Genomic DNA, 17,895 nt, shown 5'->3' with positions numbered 1-17,895 from the left:
AATAGAATAAAACGAATATCGCGTGCTGCTTGATATCTCGCCTATTCCTGAAAAACTTTTCAATTTTTGCTGTGCTTATACTCATTTTTGTAAACGGGTTGCCCAAAAAGGAGCGATCCACGTCATGGCTTGTACAAGTATAAAACCACAAAACAATGCAACCGGGGATAACGGCTTGACATTGCTTAAAATTAAAATGAATCCAACGATCACGATTGCAAATTTGCCCATCATGCCCCGATACATGTTCGAAAGAACTTGTTTCGATGCTCGCGCGCCTGCTGCTCGAAATGACTGCCAAGAAAAATAACAACTGGCTAGCCAACATAAGAATGCACCCAAAGCTGCACTGAGAGCCGCAGTCGAGTCTTTCAAGACCCACCCTATCAAGGCTGAAACAGGAATCATTAACGCTTGTAAATAGACCAAAGCTTTCGCTAATCGTCGGTCAATCATGCGACTAGTTCGGCTCATTTTTTATCCACTTACAGCATAAATGCTTGACAAGTTTAGCTGATGATCGTTTTTAATCGCAGGCATTATAGAGTTACACCCCTGAACATGCAATCTTTTCCCGACCTTAGTCGTGTTTTTTTCACATATTCAACTGCTTTTGATCTGTACAAGAGTTGCTTATTATTTGCATCATTTTCGTGCATTTAGTATACATGCTTGTGTTTGTGCTGCCAAAGTTTGCCATGCAACCACAAAATCTTGTTGTTTTGCCAAAGATTCATCAACAGATTGAAAAGAAATTGCCCCTAATTTTTTATATTGACTCGGGCTCGCGCTGGCTTCTGCAAGTAAGCACATTTTTTTGTAAGGGCGATTGTCATTTAGGTATTTAATCTGTGCAATGGTCGGCGCAACATGCGGATCATCCGTCATTGCACCTGCAAATTTTAGATTTAATGAACGTTCTAGATATTGATAGGCATCATGATATGCCCAATAAGGTCGCATTACCCCTTCTCGGCTATATTTTTGCGAAGCAAGCAGCATTTCGTTAGCAAATTTTTTGGCATTGTTCCAATACGCTGTTTTATTTTCAGGATGTTGCTGAGAACGCAGAGCGGCAATAAAAAAGCCAATCCGTACTGCATTGTTTGGATCAAGCCAAACATGGGTATCTACCGTATCTTTTAAGGCTGCGCCACGTGGACTTCTTAAGGGCAATGCCTGAATAATTCCTGACTCTAAAATAGAAATCGCATTCGGATTGTCTTTCAACACTTTTTCTAAAGGTGCTTCATGGGCTTTGCCCAACCAAATCACCAAAGACGCTTCTTTCATGGTTTTGCGATTGAGTGGTGTAAGTTGAACATCGTGTCCGCTTTGATTGTCCAAAAGCAATACAGGTTCTTCTATACCTTGTGTAACTTTTTTTGAAATCAAATAGATAGGATGTGTAGACACGACCAAAGGTGCTTGCGCCCAAGTGATACCTGCAAATAATGCACCAATACACAAAGCAAAAAAGCGTTTCATGCGGAGAGTTTTATCCAAGATGTTTAAATGTTATATTATAACAAATATTAAAAAAAACCTATGGTATTCGTAACATGATCGGGCTTCATGTTACTATTTGTGATTGTCCATTTCTTTAAAATGTCTTTCGAGGTGTGTAATGAACCTATGTTCACACGAGCATCATGATACTTTGCATGGCGTACATGACCATCAAAATGTCAAAACTCGCTTATTGGAAGCCGAGAGTATTTGTGCTGCTGCGGGCGCTCGTCTCACACCTTTACGAAAAGAAGTTTTGGAACTGATCTTGAATGCAACAGGTCCTGTGGGTGCTTATGATTTATTGGCGAAACTCAAAGGTGCCTCTGAACGTCCTGCTGCCCCACCTACCGTCTATAGAACCTTAGACTTTTTATTAGAAAAAGGTTTTATTCACCGCTTAACCTCGATCAATGCATATATTCCGTGTTGTCATCCTCGTGCTGGACATCAAGCGGCCTTTTTGATTTGTTCAGGCTGTCATACGGTGAAAGAAGCCTCAGCAAAAGGCTTAATCGAGCAACTTGACCAACTTGCGGATTCTGACGGATTTAAAGCGCATCACAGTATTATTGAGATTTCTGGACTATGTCAGCAGTGCTCGAGCAAGGCTTAACGCCAACGCTGGTTCAATTACAGCAAATCAATGTTCGAATTGATGAGCGTGATATTTTAAAAAATGTTGATTTCTCTTTACATGAGAAAGAAATTGTCACGCTGATTGGTCCCAATGGTGCAGGTAAATCCACCCTGATCAAGGTGTTATTGGGGATTGTCAAACCCAACTCAGGTAAAATCATTAGTCCTAAAAAATTAAAATTGGCATATGTACCACAAAAATTCAATCCTTCGCATAGTCTACCGCTACGTGTAAAAGATTTATTGAATTTAGAAAAATGCGACAAAGCAATCAAAGCTGAAATTATCCGAGATACTGGCATTGCCAAACTAAAAGACTCAAAAGTACAACAGCTTTCAGGGGGTGAGCGTCAGCGTGTACTTTTGGCACGTGCTTTGTTACGTCAACCTGATGTTTTGGTTTTAGATGAACCTATGCAAGGTTTAGACATTCAATCTGAAGCGGAGCTTTATGATTATGTGCGGAGTTTACCTGAGCGTTATGGTTGTTCGATTTTAATCGTGTCGCATGATTTGCAATGGGTCATGCAAGGTACACAACGTGTGATTTGCTTAAATAAACATATTTGTTGTAGTGGCTTACCTGAAAATATTCAGCAACATCCTGAGTATCAAGCGATTTTCGGCACAAATCGTGTTCCCTATCAACATCATCATGATCATTGTGCACATGGCGATACCGCTAAGACCTGTGAACATGATGCTCGCCCACACATTCACCCTGAACCGGAAGCCTAAAACATGATGGAATGGTTACAACTGCTGTTACCTGCATGGATTATGGGCACGCTTTTGGTTTTTTTAACTGCACCTTTAGGTTGTTTAATGCTTTGGCGCAGAATGTCTTTTTTTGCCGATACCATGGCACATGGAACATTGCTAGGTGTGGCTTTGGCTGCTGTACTGACTTTGCCACTATGGGCTGGCGTAAGCTTTACAGCGATTCTTTTGGTGGCGATTCTTTGGGTTTTACATGATCCTCGTTTACCGAATGATGCACTCCTTGCCTTATGCTCTGCGACTTTACTTTGTTCAGGTTTACTGTTGATTCAACATCTGCCTGCATTAAGACCTGAATTATTGAGTTATTTATTTGGTGATTTACTCACAATTGAATGGTCGGATTTACCTGTTTTTGTATTGATAATTGCTGCTGCATTGGCTGTGTTGTTTAAATATTGGCAAGCACAGATTCAAATTGCTATTGATCCTGACATTGCTGTCAGTGAAGGTGTCAATGCGAAATGGCAACGTTTAATTTTTATGTTGCTCTTGGCTTTATTTACCGTTTTGGCTCTGCGTGCGGTAGGTTCTTTACTTATGGGTGCATTACTCGTCATTCCTGCATTAACCGCACGTTTAGTTTCTCACTCTCCTAAACAAATGGTCATCGCTGCTTTTATCATTGCGCAAATCGGAGTTACTGTCGGTTTATGGTCGAGTGCAGGCTTAAATATTTCCACAGGTTTAAGCATTGTTTTAACCATGTCGATTTTATTTGCGGCTGTATTTATTATTCAAAAAGTTAAAAAAGTGACTTAAACACTTTGTCACTTATCCTGTGCAATCATAAAAACTCAAAACTTGATCCAATATGCCAACACATACTGAAGTTACTCAAAATCAAACGCATCAGCCTATCATGGAACAAGCAATTCAATTCGTAGAAGAATTACCATTGATTGCAGTCGATTGTGCTTGTGGCGCAGGCAATCAATCTGCATTTTTACTGAGTCAAAATTATCAAGTTTACGCTTTTGATGCCGCTGAAATCTCAGAAAATATTTGTCTCACACGTTTTCAAAATCATCAAAGCTATTATTTTACAAAACAGACTTTTGAGGAGTATCAATTTCCTAAAGCCAGTTTAATTGTTGCCCTACTGAGTTTATTTTTCTGCTAACCTCAGAATTTTCAAACTGTTTTTAACAACAAACATCTGTAATGCTTTATTTGAAAATGGTATTTTTGTTGTCGATCTTCTCGGTGATCAAGATGCTTGGGTTAAACACAGTCCACAACAGTTTATTGGTTTTAGCCAAACCGAACTTGAGTTGTTACTCAATAAGAATTTTGAAATACTGCATCAAGAAGAAATGCTAGGCGAATATCCATTAGCCAATGATCAACTTAAATTTTGGCATAAACATCGACTTATTCTTCGTAAAAAATCACAAGATTCTTCAACTTAATCATTGATGCACCAAACTCAACAAACCTGCGGCACAGCTAAACAATACAGCAAAAGTTCGATTCATATATTTCTGTTGCTTAGGTGATTTAAGTAAACGTAACACTTTGGCTGCCAAACCTGTATAACCTGCCATCACGATCAAATCAATCGTAATCATGGTCACCGCCATAATCACATATTGAATCCACTGTGGCTTTGATAAATCCAAAAATTGCGGTAATACTGCTAATAAAAATACGATTGCTTTAGGGTTACTCATATTGACCAAAAAACCATGCAACATCAGCATAGGAATGGTTTTTGGCTTAGTTTCGGTTTTAATGTCGATCGACTGAATTGGGGCATTCCACTGTAGATAGGCTAAATACAGCAAATACAATACGCCAAACCATTTCACCACTAAAAATGCCCAAGGCGTTGTTGCAAATAATACCCCAACCCCAGCCGCCACAATGCCGATTTGTACAATCAGTGCCAGTTGTAAGCCAATTGCATTCCAATAACCACGCCGAAAACCATAACTTAGACCACTCGACATCGAGGCAATCGCACCTGCACCGGGAGAAATACTAATCACCCAGCATGCCAACATATAGGCAAACCAAATTTGATAGGACATAACAATGTTAGTGCATTTTTTAAAAAGCGTATTATAACGATTTTGATACAACACTTTTCGATTAATTTAATCGGTAAAAAGTATCACTCTTTACTACCTTGTATGCACTGGATCATGCACAATAGTATGAGAATACACAATAATTTGAGGAGCCATCGTTAAAATGACAGCCCAATCCGTAATTTTGCCATTACCTTCGAATCATGCACGTTTTATTGTTTTAAATTTAAAAAATCTCTCTATTGATGCTTTAAAAGAACAACTGAATGATTTTTTTACCACACGAGATCGTTTAATCACCCAACATCCTGATGCAGAAATTAAAACCTCTGTCGCTTTTGGTCCTGAACTCTGGGCAAAACTTTATCCGCAAAATCCAGCAGGTTTTAAACAACTTGAACCAATTCAAGGTTCATTTACGATGCCTGTTGTTCCTGCTGACCTCCTAATTCACATTGCATCGGCACGTACCGATATTTGCTTTGCCTTAAGTCAGTCTTTTTTTGATGGTATTCAAGACCAAGTTGAAGTTTTAGATGAACGGGTGTGTTTCCGTTATTTAGATGGGCGTGATTTAACAGGTTTTATTGATGGTACAGAAAATCCACAATTCCCTGATGATCGCGGTGAGACAGCACTATTAGGTGACGATGCAGGCATTTTTACGGATGGTTCTTTTGTTTTTGCACAACGTTATGTTCATAACTTAGAAAGCTGGAAACGTTTAAAAGTCGATGCACAAGAGCATGTAATCGGACGAACCAAATTAGAAAGTATTGAACTTGATGATGATGTGAAACCTGAAAATGCACATATTGCCCGTGCAGTGATTGAAGATGATGAAGGCGAAGAGTTAGAAATCTTACGTCATTCGCTACCTTATGGCGATGGTCAAGGTGAGCAAGGTTTATTCTTTATCGCCTATACCAAAGATTTAACTCGTATTGATAAAATGTTGCTGCGTATGTTTGGTACCAGCGGTGATGGTATTCATGATCGTTTATTGCATTTTGTCACCGCAGTCGATGGCGCATATTTCTTTGCACCTAATGAAGACTTACTCGAAGAAATTTTAGACACAGAATAATTTTTAAAGTCTTATCTATCTCTCCTTTTTGAAAAAGGAGAGATTTTTCAATCATAAAGCTTTAGATTTATTTTTATTTCAGACAAGCGTTATCATTGTTAATGCATTCAAATAAATAAACTATTTTTCTAATTTTAATGTTTTATTTTTCATTGTCGTGATGTGAATATTGACTTAAATCTATGCCCTTTTGAAAAATATATTGAATCAAAATATTAGGTAATTTTGGATTATTGCCTATAGCCGCACATTTTAAATCCACCCCATGTTTATTTGCAGTTGCTGTAGGTTTAAATGCATCATCTATAAAGGAATATTTGCCTAAATCTCTGAAAAATCCATATAAGTTATTGGATGAATCTCGAATAATTTTAACATCACTCAAATCATTTTTATAATAGCCTTTATAAAGCGTATATTTTTGCTGCCCCACTTGGATCACATCACAGTCATCTGTTGCCATCCATTGTGGATTATCAGGATTTAAATGCAGTTTCTTTAATAATTGCACTACTTTTGCATCATCCCAAATAAAAGCACATGTTTGAGATTTTAGTTTTTGTATTTGAATAGTTTTTGCTTGTTCAACTTGCCACAATTTTTCACATAAATTTTCTTGTGAATAGACGTTAGAAACGAGAAAACTGGTGCTGATGGCTAAAATTATTTTTTTCATGAATTAATCACTATAAATATTGCACTAAAAGATAAAAATGGAGTCTATCTAGACTCCATCTTATTTAATTTTATAGCAAATTCAACTTAAAAAGGAATGCGCTTATACTGACGGTATTCAGGTGTCCAAAAGTTTTCCTCAATACGACGCTGCAAATGTTCATCACTAATCGCTAATGCCACACCATCCTCAATAGCCGCTTTCGCCACTTTAAAAGCAATGATTTTAGATACTTTTTGCAGTTCATTCAGATCGGGCAATAAATCTGCATGAATGTCTTGTAGTTTCGGTGAACAATCTGCTAACGCATTACTGGATGCCATAAGCATACGATCTGTAACACGTCTTGCTTGCACTGCCACGATTCCTAGACCAATACCGGGGAAGATATACGAGTTATTGCACTGTGAAATATTAAAAATCTGACCGTGATAATTCACAGGCGCAAATGGACTCCCTGTTGCGATCAATGCTCGCCCTTCTGTCCACTCAATAATATCCGCAGGTACAGCTTCCACACGTGAAGTTGGGTTGGATAATGGCAATACAATCGGATGTTCACAATTTGCGGCTAAAGTACGAATAATTTCTTCGGTAAATAAACCCGGCTGACCAGATACCCCAATTAAAACTGTCGGTTTAGCATTCTTCACTACATCAAGTAATGAAATCACTGACTCGGCATTGCCCCAATGTGCAACTTCCTCAGTTTTTTGTGCCAACTTACGTTGGAAATCCAATAAATTTGGCTGGTTTTCAGTGATTAAACCAAAGCGATCCACCATAAATACACGCGCACGTGCTTGTGCATCGGTCAAACCTTCTGCCACCATTTGTGCAATGATTTGCTCTGCGATACCGCAACCTGCTGACCCTGCACCTAAAAAGGCAACTTTTTGGTCTTTGAGTTGTTTGTCTGCCGCACGACTTGCAGCAATTAAACTTCCAACTGAAACTGCGGCTGTTCCTTGTATATCATCATTAAAACAGCAAATTTCATTACGGTATTTTTCCAATAAAGGCATTGCATTTTTTTGTGCAAAATCCTCAAATTGAATCAAAGCCTTTGGCCAACGGCGCTTGATTCCTGCGATCACCGCATCAACAAAGCTATAATACTCTTCCCCACCGATACGTGGCTGATTCCAACCCAAATATATTGGGTCATTTAACAACTGTTGATTGTTGGTTCCCACATCCAAGGTAATCGGTAAAGTGTAGGCTGGGCTTATACCACCACATGCGGTATATAAGGACAATTTTCCAATTGGAATGCCCATCCCACCGATGCCTTGATCACCTAAACCTAAGATACGCTCACCATCTGTGATCACAATGACTTTGACATTTTTTTTATTCACATTATGTAAGATATCATCAATACGATCACGGTCAGGATAAGAAATAAAAATGCCACGATGGCGACGATAAATATCCGAAAAACGCTGGCATGCTTCCCCGACCGTAGGCGTATAAATAATCGGCATCATTTCACTGAGATGATTTTCAATGAGGTGATAAAACAAAGTTTCGTTGGTGTCTTGAATATTTCTTAAATAAATATGTTTATTGATTGCATCATTAAAATCGCAATATTGCTTATATGAGCGTTGGCTTTGCTCTTCAATGGTTTCTATCACATGTGGAATTAGACCATCCAGATTAAATCGGCTACGCTCTTCTTCTGAAAAGGCTGAACCTTTGTTCAAAAGGGGGAGTTCGAGTAAGGTATTCCCTGCATAAGGGAGATATAAAGGTTTTTTAGCTTTCAAATTTTCTGCGGTCATGTCCTATCTCATTATGTTTAGATCTAGATGTAAATCCCGACAAAAATAGTAGAGTTTTATCTGTATCAGCGTATAGATTAGTCCTTTTTTGCAAGGTTTTGGCATTTAGCAAATTTATAATGATATCGGATAGATTTAGGCATTTAATAGCGCTTTAAAAACAATAGATCAGCTTACTTGTGTGGCTGATTAGGTGACATATCCACAAATAATCCTGTTATTTTTTTCACAATTGGTAATATGATCAAGATGATAGGATAAGCAACCAACCAAGACATCATCCATGCAGAAAAGAAAATAGAGAATAAATTTTCAATCCAGCCTAAGTTTTTCACAGTATTTATAAATGAAATGATCCCACTCATTAGTCCTGATAAAAATAAAGGTAAAATCCAAGCTGCATATTTGCCTGGAAGTTTAGGAATATTGCCAATAATCATAGGTTTGTTCTGGTTCATCATGTTATCTTTTTAGTGAGTAAGAACATTATACAATAATTGAAAGTATTTAACTTTTGAATACTTTTAAGCATTTATTATATTTTAAACAAAAGCTTTACTTGATCTTTTGATATTTCCGTACAAATGGTTTTACCTAAAGACTCGGAAATTTGCTATATTTGCTGTTTTTCTGCGACATTTATTTCTCGATAGATTATGAATACGGCAATACAAGCAGCTCTTGATCATGCAGTGCAATCCCTAAAAGCTGAAGGGACCCTTCCATCTGACTGGAACAATACCAGCGTGTTAACGCGAACCAAAGACCGAAGCCATGGTGACTTTGCGTCAAATATTGCCATGATGGGTGCAAAAGTTGCAGGTATGAAGCCACGTGATCTTGCAGAAAAAATCTTGGCAAATTTACCCGAAGTTGCTGACATCAGTAAAGCTGAAATCGCAGGGCCTGGATTTATTAATTTCTTTTTAAATGCAGATCAGCGTTTTGCCGTGTTAGATCGTATCGAAGCGCAAAAAGCAGATTATGGTAAAACCCAAGCCAATGCCGCTAAAAAAGTTCAAGTTGAATTTGTTTCTGCAAATCCAACTTCAAGTCTGCATGTGGGTCATGGTCGTGGGGCTGCGTATGGGATGACTGTTGCAAACTTGCTTGAAGCCACAGGTGCTACAGTTGACCGTGAATACTATGTCAATGATGCTGGTCGTCAAATGGACATTTTGGCAACTTCAACGTATTTACGTTATTTAGAACTGACTGGACAAACTTTAGTTTTCCCTAAAAATGCTTATCAAGGCGATTATGTAAAAGAAATCGCACAAAGCATTATCGACAAAGATGGCGATGCTCATGTACGCGCTGTTGCAGACATTTATAAAGATGTCCCTGAAGATGTGCAATACGCCGAAGAACTTGATGCTGAAGGCAACAAAGTCGTACTTTCAGGCGATAAAGAAAAACATATTGATGGTTTAATTCACAACTCTCAAAACCATTTAGGCACAGCATATCGTGTTTTCCATCAAGCGGCTTTGCATGCCATTTTAGATGATATCCAAGATGATCTTGGTGAGTTTGGTGTGACTTTTGATCAATGGTTCAGTGAAGCGACATTAACTGAAAAAATTGATGAAGCCTTACAAACTTTAGATCAACGTGGCTTTCTTTATGAAAAAGATGGCAATATTTGGTTTAAATCAACTGAATTTGGTGATGAAAAAGACCGTGTAGTGAAACGCCGTAATGGTCAAACCACGTATTTTGCTTCTGACATTGCATATCATTTAAATAAATTACAACGTGGTTATACCGATATCATTGATATCTGGGGTTCAGACCATCATGGCTATATTGCACGTGTCAAAGCAGCGATTGATGCAATGGGTTATGACTCTAAAAAACTAACAGTGCTTTTAGTCCAGTTTGTAAGCTTATGGCGTGGCGGTCAGATGGTGCAAATGTCATCTCGTTCAGGTCAGTTTGTGACTCTGCGTGATCTGCGTAAAGAAGTCGGTAACGATGCTGCTCGTTTCTACTATGTAATGCGTAAATCTGAACAGCACATCGACTTCGATTTAGACCTTGCTGTATCACAAAGTAAGGACAATGCAGTGTATTACATCCAATATGCACATGCGCGTATTTGTCGTATGCTTGAAAAAGCCGCAGCAACTGGTATCAATTTTGATACAGTAAATGCACGTCAGTTTGCTGCAAAATTAGAACTTGATGCAGAAACAGAAATTTTAGCAAAACTCGCAGCTTATCCAGAAATTGTGGTACGTGCTGCGAATAATTATGAACCACATCAAGTGGGGAATTATTTAAAAGAGTTGGCTGCTTTATTCCATGGTTGGTACAACGAACATAAAGTACTGAGTGACGATGCTGAATTAACCCAAGCACGTTTATTACTCTCTAAAAATGTTCAACAAGTAGTACGCAATGGCTTAGAGTTGCTTGGTGTTTCTGCACCAGAGGCAATGTAATAAGGTATACACTTTAAATACTGTAAAAATCTATTGAGTATTGCCCACCGTGACGGTACTCAAAGACGTTGTCATATATAACGTTGTTTATTAGTAAGAGGAATTCCACGTGTTTGGAAAAACGCAACGCGGCGTGTCTGAACGACCAAACAAACCCCAAAAACCATTGATTCCAAAATGGTTAGGGATGCTTGTTGTCATTTTAATCATCCTCAGTTTTGCTGTAGCTTTGCTACTTTGGAAACCATGGGCTCCCGTAACAACACGTAGCAATGAAGTCACTTCGGATCATTATCAAGAAGATACCAATAAAGACTACCGTTTTTACGACCTCTTACCAAATCAACAAGTGACACCCATTCCTGAACAAGCTGTACCTGAAACACAAACCCAATCTCAACCTGTGATTGTGGAAGCTCCAGCGACACCACGTGATGAAGAAGTTGATGTGGGTTTAGATGTATCTGAACAAGTCGCTGCGCCTGTACAACCTGAATATATTTTACAAGTACGCAGTTATCCTGACCCTGACAGTGCCGATGCACGTCGTGCTGAAATTATTTTAAATGGTCTATCTGCAGATGTAGTGAAAACTACGGAAGGTGGACAAACATGGTATCGTGTAATTTCTGGCCCTTATGATTCACAAAATGCAGCCGTGATTGCACAACAAACATTACAACACAGTGGTATTGATTCAATCGTAGTGAAGCGTTAATTATTATTTTTTAATCCTCCCCCATCCCTCCTTTTTCAAAGGAGGGATGAGTAGCACTGCTAAGCAAGATTACTAAAAATTACTTTAGTTACTGAAAGTTCCCCTCTTTTTCAAAGATGAGCAGCAATGCTGCGCAAGAGGGGAGATTTTTAGGAATCTATCCAATTATTTGGCTTAACTAATCAGCATGAGTCTAAAACAGGCTGCTTTTTATGTTTAAGCAACTTTGCCTTTATGTAAAAGTTGTCGTAACCACTGCGGTTGTTTAAATAAAATATAATTACCCAATAAAATAAAAATCACACCCAAATATGAGCCCAAATGCCATTGGTAGTTTTCCCAAATGGTTGAAATAACTAAAGCTACCAAGGGAAATAACAATGTGCTATATGCGGCCTGCCCTGCCCCAATACGCTTAATCAAGATAAAATATGCACTAAAACCAACGATTGACCCCACGACTGCCAAATAAATCAATGCACCCAAAGCATGTGTACTCATCATGGTTGGTAAAAATGAATCTGCACGAACATAGCCAATGATTGCCATCAATGCTGCGCCATACAGCATGCCATAAGCATTGGTGGTAAATACATCTAGCTTTTTCTTTTGATGACGAATACTGATCATATTTCCCAAAGAAAAACCATACGTTCCAAGCATACATAAACCAATCGCAAATAAAGTTTGCCATTGCACTTGAGTACTCACCACATCATGCCAAAACAACGCCACAATACCAAAAAAGCCCAAACTGGCTGCAGGCAGAAAATAAGCGGAGATCTTTTGTGAAAAGAAGATTCGGCTATTAATGGCATTAAATAAAACCGCCATGGAAAATATCACCGACTCCAAACCACTGTTGATATATGCAATCGCGGTATAGAAACAGATGAAGTTAAACCCAAAAATACACAGTCCTTGTAACGCACAAAATACATGGTCTTGAATATCGAGCTTTTTTAAACGCCCTGTACACAGTAAAAATAAAAACAACAATCCTGCTGCAATCACAAAACGCCAAAACACTGCAATGACAGGACTAAATAAACCATGCTGTGCCGTAATGGCAATCCATGTGGTTCCCCAAATTAATACAACCGCCAAATAAAGTACGCCATTCACGCTATATGCTCTGTCAAACTTAATGAGCTCAGTATGTAAATTTTTCTAAATTTTAGCGTCCATATTCTTGGGCTGACTTATATATTCTTGCGCTTTTTTATCAAAAATATTTTGTCTGAAATATATTCATGGTTACACTCAAGTCAAAACCTTTCTCTTTGTTCAGTCAAATGAAATATAAAACCATTGAGCAACTACAACAGCATAAAACCCAACTCTTAGATACTGTGACGCTCGGTTCAGGTATGCAAATAGCCGCTTGGAGCAATCGCCATGACACGGTAAGCGTATGTAGTAATCATCACACCTTGAGTTTATATGTGCGTGGTGGTTATGAAAGCTATCGCAAAACCCAGTCGGGTTGGAAAAATGGTGGTGCGCCTGATCGTTTTTGCTTGATGCCAAAAGGACAAGAGTCGGTTTGGGATATTCGAGGCGATTTAGATTTCGTACATTTATATTATACCGACCAACATCTGCGTAATATTGCGCTAAACGTGTGGGACAAAGAGCCTTCTCAGATCCAATTGAATGAACAAAACTTTGCCCAAGACCCGATGATTAGTACGGCTTATCGACATTTTTTATTGGGCTGTGACTGGCAAGAAAGCAGCAATCAACTACAACTGAGCAGTGCTGCAAATCTTTTACTCAACCATTTATTACAACATTATAGTAATGTGCAATGGGCATTACCGCGTATTACAGGCGGCATTGCACCGCACCAACTAAAACGTTTGAAAGATTGGATTGAACAATCGCTGCATTTACCCTTAACCATTGCTGATCTCGCTAAGCAAGTTGAACTGAGTGAATATCATTTTGCACATATGTTCAAACAATCCATGCACATTTCACCGCACCAGTACGTTTTACAACAACGTTTAAAACGTGCGCATGACTTGGTGTTACATAGCTCGCAAGACTTGATTGAGATTGCTTTAAGCTGTGGATTTAGTTCAGCAAGCCATTTTAGCGCACGATTTAAGCAATATTTTGGTTATGCCCCATCTCATTTACGCAAATAAAAACCAGTCTAAACGACTGGTTTTGACAGTATAAGATGACAGCTAAACTTTTTTCTCTTCGATGTTGAGCGCACTGATCGCCAATACCGCTTGGGTACGATTTTGCACGCCCAATTTACGGAAAATTGCAGTAACATGCGCTTTAATCGTTGCCTCAGACACTTCTAACTCATAAGCAATTTGTTTGTTGAGCAAACCTTCTGCCACCATCATCAACACACGGAACTGTTGTGGAGTAAGAGATTGAATACGTTCTGCCAAAGCAGCTTCATCGGCTGCACGAGGGTCAAAATTCATATTGGCAGGTAAGTTTGGTGGCAACCAAATATCACCTTCTAACACCTGACGAATCGCTTCACCAATATGACTTGGATGCGCTGATTTTGGAATATAGCCCATTGCACCATGTGCAATTGCACGTTGGATAATCGAGGCTTCTTCATGTGCCGAAACCACGATAATCGGCAATGATGGATATTGCGCACGCACATGAACCAATGCAGAAAACCCAGATGCACCCGGTAAATTTAAATCTAACAGAACTAAATCAGGTTCAGGACCATTCTCTAAACGCTCATAAAATTCATTCACTGCTGCAGTTTCATGAATTTGAGCTTGGGGTAAACTATAACGCACCGCTTGAATTAAGGCATGGCGAAACAGTGGATGATCATCAACGATTAAAATATTCATAAGCGAAGTGAGAGCTCTCTAGCACAGTCTTTCATTTTAACCGTACTATTGCTGTTAAAGATAATTAAATATAACGAATTTTTAATAATTTTGTCGCTTTAAATATAAAATCCCTACACATTTTATGTTATTTATCATTTTATATTTCATTATCATTTTTAAATATAAATTTTAGCTGGATCAGCGAATTACTTATTCCCATTAAAACTATACAAATATATCAATCGCTTAAAAATAAAAATGCCAATAAAATTTTTATTTTTCACTTATATCTAAAAATCTGATAATTAATCTGTTTTTGCTTATTTTACAGAATATATTGAATATTGATTAATAAATGTCATTACGAAATTCAAATTTTAGGTTAATGACATGTCATTTATTCAACACAAGCCTTTAAATATTGTTGCTGTGTCAGGCGGTTTAAATCATCCATCAAAAACAGAAGCATTAGTACAAGCGATTTTAGATGAATTGGGCGAAGCAACCCCGATCAATGTACATTTCATTAAATTTAGCGAAATTGGACAGTTGTTAGGCGGTGCAATTTACCGTAATCAATTGCCACAACGTGTGCAAGATGACTTAGCCGCGGTAGAAGCGGCAGATGCTTTGATTGTGGGTACGCCTGTTTATCGTGCGTCATTTACAGGATTATTCAAACATTTCTTTGACTTTGTTGAACAGACGGCATTGGTCGATGTCCCTGTTTTACTCGCAGCTTCAGGTGGCTCAGACCGTCATGCTTTAGTGCTTGAACATCAATTACGTCCTTTATTTAGCTTTTTCCAAGCACAAACTTTACCGATCGGCGTATATGCGACAGATCGTGATTTTACGCCTGAATACACCATTCAGAGTGAATTGTTACGTGACCGTATCACGCTGGCTGTTGCACGTGCGCTACCAATTTTGGAATGGGCACCTGCCAAAGGTCAACGTGCTGATGTGATCAAAGAAAAGTCACAACAAGCTTCGCAGAACTTAGGTATTAACAAACAAATCGAGCAAGAGGAAGTTTTACCGTCTGCTGCAGTACCAAGCCTAGATGCAGCAGAAGCACGTATACATCATAAAAAGCCGAAAACACACGTGGCTTAATCATTTATCATTCTGAGGATCTGCTTATGTCACAACATGATAAAAACATTACATTTGCCTATTGGGTACCCAATGTCAGTGGCGGTTTGGTGGTCAGTGAAATTGAACAACGTACAGATTGGAGTTATGACTACAATGTACGCCTTGCTCAAGCCGCTGAAAAAAATGGCTTTGAATATGCCCTAACCCAAATTCGTTTTACTGCGGGATATAATGCAGAAAATCAGCATGAGTCCGTCAGTTTTAGTCATGGTATTTTAGCGAAAACTGAAAAACTAAAAGTCATTGCTGCCATCTTGCCTGGTCCTTGGAAACCTGCACTGGCTGCAAAACAGCTTGCAACCATTGATCATTTAACCCATGGACGTATTGCAATCAATGTGGTCAGTGGTTGGTTTAGAGGTGAGTTTGATGCCATAGGTGAGGAATGGCCTGAACACGATCAACGCTATGCACGTTCTGAAGAGTTTATACGCAGTTTAAAAGGCATTTGGACACAAGATAATTTTAGTTTTAATGGGAAATATTACCAGTTTAAAGGCTACACATTAAGTCCTAAGCCTGTACAAAAACCGCATATTGAAATCTTCCAAGGCGGTAGTTCTCGTGCAGCACGTGACATGGCATCTCGTGTCTCAGATTGGTATTTTACCAATGGCAACACCCCTGCTGAGCTGAAAAAGCAAATTGATGATATCCGTGAAAAAGCCAAAGCCAATAATCATCAAGTGAAGATTGGAGTAAATGCTTTTATTATCGCACGAGATACCGAAGAAGAAGCGCAAGCAGTGCTGCAAGAAATTATTGACAAAGCCAATATCGAAGCCGTCAATGCTTTTGGTGATGCCACACGTGAAGCAGGTGCAGCCACAGCCGAAGGTGAAGGCAACTGGGCGAAATCAACTTTTGAGGATTTAGTACAGTACAACGATGGTTTTAAAACCAACCTGATAGGAACACCGCAACAAATCGCTGAACGTATTATTGAACTTAAACATGTCGGTGTCGATTTAGTACTTTCAGGTTTTCTACACTTTATCGAAGAAGTTGAATATTTTGGTGAAAAGGTTCTACCTTTAGTTCGTAAATTAGAGGAGGCAGAAAATAATCAAATCAACGCAAAATCAGCTTAATTTTGATGTTAAAACAACAATAAATAATCAAAAAGTTGTGGAACTTTTCCCTCTTGACTCGGCTTGAGGGATTTTTTTATTTCCAACGCAGAAGTGTTTACGCTCCTACAATTATAAACTCTTGTGTTTATTCACACTAGAAAGCCACTTCTATAGTAAGTGTGTCTTTATATGTACCTACAACTGAAGGATTGCTTCCATCATCGATAATTTTAGCAGTATACGCATAGCCTTGAGCAGCAGAACCATCATACTTACCTGGGTTTAATGTGGCATCTGCACTAGACCAACGTTCAGTGCCTAAATGCCCCCAGCGATCAGTTGTAGTATTCTTATAAATTTCATAAGGTAAATAACCACTGCCTGTTGTGTTTAGCATACGTCTGGTTTGATCAAAGTTTTGTCCATCACTCAACCCAACACTATAAGGCGTTTCTGCTGAACAAGTGATCTGTACTGTACCTGTCACAGGGTCAAACTTTGAAACTAGGGGAGCCTTACCAAAATTAATATTTTGTGCATTAATATTACAGTCTTTTTCTACGATTAATTGAAGTGGAACGTTAGAATCTTCACCCGTACCCCATCGCACCAATCCTGCAAGAGGCAACCATAAAGTACCAGGACTATGATAGGTCCAAAGGTTAACACCACCAATCCCAATAGCACCAATGTGGTAATACCACTTCATTTTTAAGACACCTTTATAAACTCCAGGTTTCAAATTCGTTGTTTCATTAACAGTGATTTTAAAAGGAATACTATTATCAGGTCCCCCAAATATAGAAAGCCAATCCCATTCGCTGAGATCTTTTTCAAAATCATTGCTTAAAATAGTATTTTGAGAATCTCTAATGATAATCTTTGCCTGATTTATTCCGTTCTCATGAATCAAAGCTGCAGGAATATCCATAACTTTATATTTTATATATTGTGTTGAAAGGAGATTCGCTATAATCTCGCAGGATAATCCTCCTGACATGATTTGTTCTCCTATAGAAGGGACTTGAAAAGAGCTCACAGGTCCCAAAAGTGCGCCAGATGTATAAGTTGAACAGCCTAGTGCAAATACTTGTTGTGCAGGTAAACCTAAGAATCCCACAGCCAACAAAGAAAGTAATTTATTCTTCATCCCTCAT

At 38.6% G+C, this 17,895-nt stretch carries 19 protein-coding genes; 10 read left to right on the top strand and 9 right to left on the bottom strand.

The genetic code is table 11. The annotated features are described in order from the left end of the window. Positions 1-81 precede the first annotated feature (81 nt). Both HUS24_RS11300 and HUS24_RS11295 read right to left on the bottom strand, forming a co-directional pair. Positions 82-474 (bottom strand): ATP synthase subunit I, encoded by a 393-nt coding sequence (locus HUS24_RS11300; RefSeq protein WP_173912109.1) that lies wholly within the window; start codon positions 472-474, stop codon positions 82-84. 171 nt (positions 475-645) lie between these two features. Continuing rightward, positions 646-1,488, bottom strand: coding sequence for a metal ABC transporter solute-binding protein, Zn/Mn family (locus HUS24_RS11295; RefSeq protein WP_173912108.1), 843 nt, complete (start codon positions 1,486-1,488; stop codon positions 646-648). 139 nt (positions 1,489-1,627) lie between these two features. Between HUS24_RS11295 and HUS24_RS11290 the strand changes: the two genes are divergently transcribed. Genes HUS24_RS11290 through HUS24_RS11275 form a run of 4 tightly spaced genes read left to right on the top strand, consistent with a single transcriptional unit; the run spans position 1,628 to position 4,051 of the window. Continuing rightward, positions 1,628-2,125: a transcriptional repressor gene (locus HUS24_RS11290; protein ID WP_173912107.1), complete on the top strand. Its 498-nt coding sequence runs from the start codon at positions 1,628-1,630 to the stop codon at positions 2,123-2,125. After that, positions 2,098-2,886 carry a zinc ABC transporter ATP-binding protein ZnuC gene (gene znuC / locus HUS24_RS11285; protein ID WP_173912106.1) on the top strand — a complete coding sequence of 263 codons (789 nt, stop codon included), beginning with the start codon at positions 2,098-2,100 and terminating at the stop codon, positions 2,884-2,886. Before HUS24_RS11290 ends, znuC begins: the two co-directional genes overlap by 28 nt. Positions 2,887-2,889: 3 nt before the next feature. Then, positions 2,890-3,690 carry a zinc ABC transporter permease subunit ZnuB gene (gene znuB / locus HUS24_RS11280; RefSeq protein WP_173912105.1) on the top strand — a complete coding sequence of 267 codons (801 nt, stop codon included), beginning with the start codon at positions 2,890-2,892 and terminating at the stop codon, positions 3,688-3,690. A 52-nt stretch (positions 3,691-3,742) separates the two neighbouring features. Next, complete coding sequence (locus HUS24_RS11275; RefSeq protein WP_173912104.1) at positions 3,743-4,051, top strand: hypothetical protein; 309 nt, start codon at positions 3,743-3,745, stop codon at positions 4,049-4,051. A 289-nt stretch (positions 4,052-4,340) separates the two neighbouring features. Here HUS24_RS11275 and HUS24_RS11270 read toward each other — a convergent pair whose 3' ends face one another. Next, positions 4,341-4,961, bottom strand: coding sequence for a LysE family transporter (locus tag HUS24_RS11270; protein WP_173912103.1), 621 nt, complete (start codon positions 4,959-4,961; stop codon positions 4,341-4,343). A 163-nt stretch (positions 4,962-5,124) separates the two neighbouring features. Between HUS24_RS11270 and HUS24_RS11265 the strand changes: the two genes are divergently transcribed. Further along, a complete protein-coding gene (locus tag HUS24_RS11265; RefSeq protein ID WP_173912102.1) occupies positions 5,125-6,048 on the top strand; it encodes a Dyp-type peroxidase in 924 nt (307 codons plus the stop codon). A 142-nt stretch (positions 6,049-6,190) separates the two neighbouring features. On the opposite strand, the gene HUS24_RS11260 is transcribed toward HUS24_RS11265, so the two are convergent. The 3 genes from HUS24_RS11260 to HUS24_RS11250 form a co-directional block, all read right to left on the bottom strand. After that, positions 6,191-6,724 (bottom strand): hypothetical protein, encoded by a 534-nt coding sequence (locus tag HUS24_RS11260; RefSeq protein WP_173912101.1) that lies wholly within the window; start codon positions 6,722-6,724, stop codon positions 6,191-6,193. Positions 6,725-6,810: 86 nt separating this feature from the next. Then, a complete protein-coding gene (locus HUS24_RS11255; RefSeq protein WP_173912100.1) occupies positions 6,811-8,511 on the bottom strand; it encodes an NAD-dependent malic enzyme in 1,701 nt (566 codons plus the stop codon). A 173-nt stretch (positions 8,512-8,684) separates the two neighbouring features. Beyond that, positions 8,685-8,969 carry a DUF2798 domain-containing protein gene (locus tag HUS24_RS11250; RefSeq protein ID WP_173912551.1) on the bottom strand — a complete coding sequence of 95 codons (285 nt, stop codon included), beginning with the start codon at positions 8,967-8,969 and terminating at the stop codon, positions 8,685-8,687. Between the two features lie 198 nt (positions 8,970-9,167). On the opposite strand from HUS24_RS11250, the gene argS reads away from it, so the two are divergent. Together argS and HUS24_RS11240 are read left to right on the top strand one after the other, a co-directional pair. Beyond that, positions 9,168-10,958: an arginine--tRNA ligase gene (gene argS, locus HUS24_RS11245; protein WP_173912099.1), complete on the top strand. Its 1,791-nt coding sequence runs from the start codon at positions 9,168-9,170 to the stop codon at positions 10,956-10,958. 109 nt (positions 10,959-11,067) lie between these two features. Next, positions 11,068-11,676, top strand: coding sequence for an SPOR domain-containing protein (locus HUS24_RS11240; protein WP_173912098.1), 609 nt, complete (start codon positions 11,068-11,070; stop codon positions 11,674-11,676). 216 nt (positions 11,677-11,892) lie between these two features. Here HUS24_RS11240 and HUS24_RS11235 read toward each other — a convergent pair whose 3' ends face one another. Further along, a complete protein-coding gene (locus HUS24_RS11235) occupies positions 11,893-12,801 on the bottom strand; it encodes a DMT family transporter (RefSeq protein WP_173912097.1) in 909 nt (302 codons plus the stop codon). A 170-nt stretch (positions 12,802-12,971) separates the two neighbouring features. Between HUS24_RS11235 and HUS24_RS11230 the strand changes: the two genes are divergently transcribed. Beyond that, positions 12,972-13,829 carry a helix-turn-helix domain-containing protein gene (locus HUS24_RS11230; RefSeq protein ID WP_173912096.1) on the top strand — a complete coding sequence of 286 codons (858 nt, stop codon included), beginning with the start codon at positions 12,972-12,974 and terminating at the stop codon, positions 13,827-13,829. A 42-nt stretch (positions 13,830-13,871) separates the two neighbouring features. Here the strand turns inward: HUS24_RS11230 and HUS24_RS11225 are convergent, their stop codons facing one another. Then, on the bottom strand, positions 13,872-14,522 hold the full coding sequence (locus HUS24_RS11225; protein WP_173912095.1) for a response regulator transcription factor: 651 nt from the start codon (positions 14,520-14,522) through the stop codon (positions 13,872-13,874). Between the two features lie 372 nt (positions 14,523-14,894). On the opposite strand from HUS24_RS11225, the gene msuE reads away from it, so the two are divergent. After that, positions 14,895-15,623 (top strand): FMN reductase, encoded by a 729-nt coding sequence (msuE, locus tag HUS24_RS11220; protein WP_173912094.1) that lies wholly within the window; start codon positions 14,895-14,897, stop codon positions 15,621-15,623. Between the two features lie 26 nt (positions 15,624-15,649). After that, positions 15,650-16,756, top strand: coding sequence for a dimethylsulfone monooxygenase SfnG (gene sfnG / locus HUS24_RS11215; protein WP_173912093.1), 1,107 nt, complete (start codon positions 15,650-15,652; stop codon positions 16,754-16,756). Between the two features lie 136 nt (positions 16,757-16,892). Here the strand turns inward: sfnG and HUS24_RS11210 are convergent, their stop codons facing one another. After that, entirely contained in the window at positions 16,893-17,888 is a 996-nt protein-coding gene (locus HUS24_RS11210; protein ID WP_173912092.1) for a spore coat U domain-containing protein, read from the bottom strand. Positions 17,889-17,895: the final 7 nt, after the last annotated feature.

The organism is Acinetobacter sp. Marseille-Q1618 (assembly GCF_902809855.1).
Classification (GTDB): Bacteria; Pseudomonadota; Gammaproteobacteria; order Pseudomonadales; family Moraxellaceae; genus Acinetobacter.
Note: the sequence above shows the minus strand (reverse complement) of the source record. Positions and strands in the feature narration are given on the sequence as shown.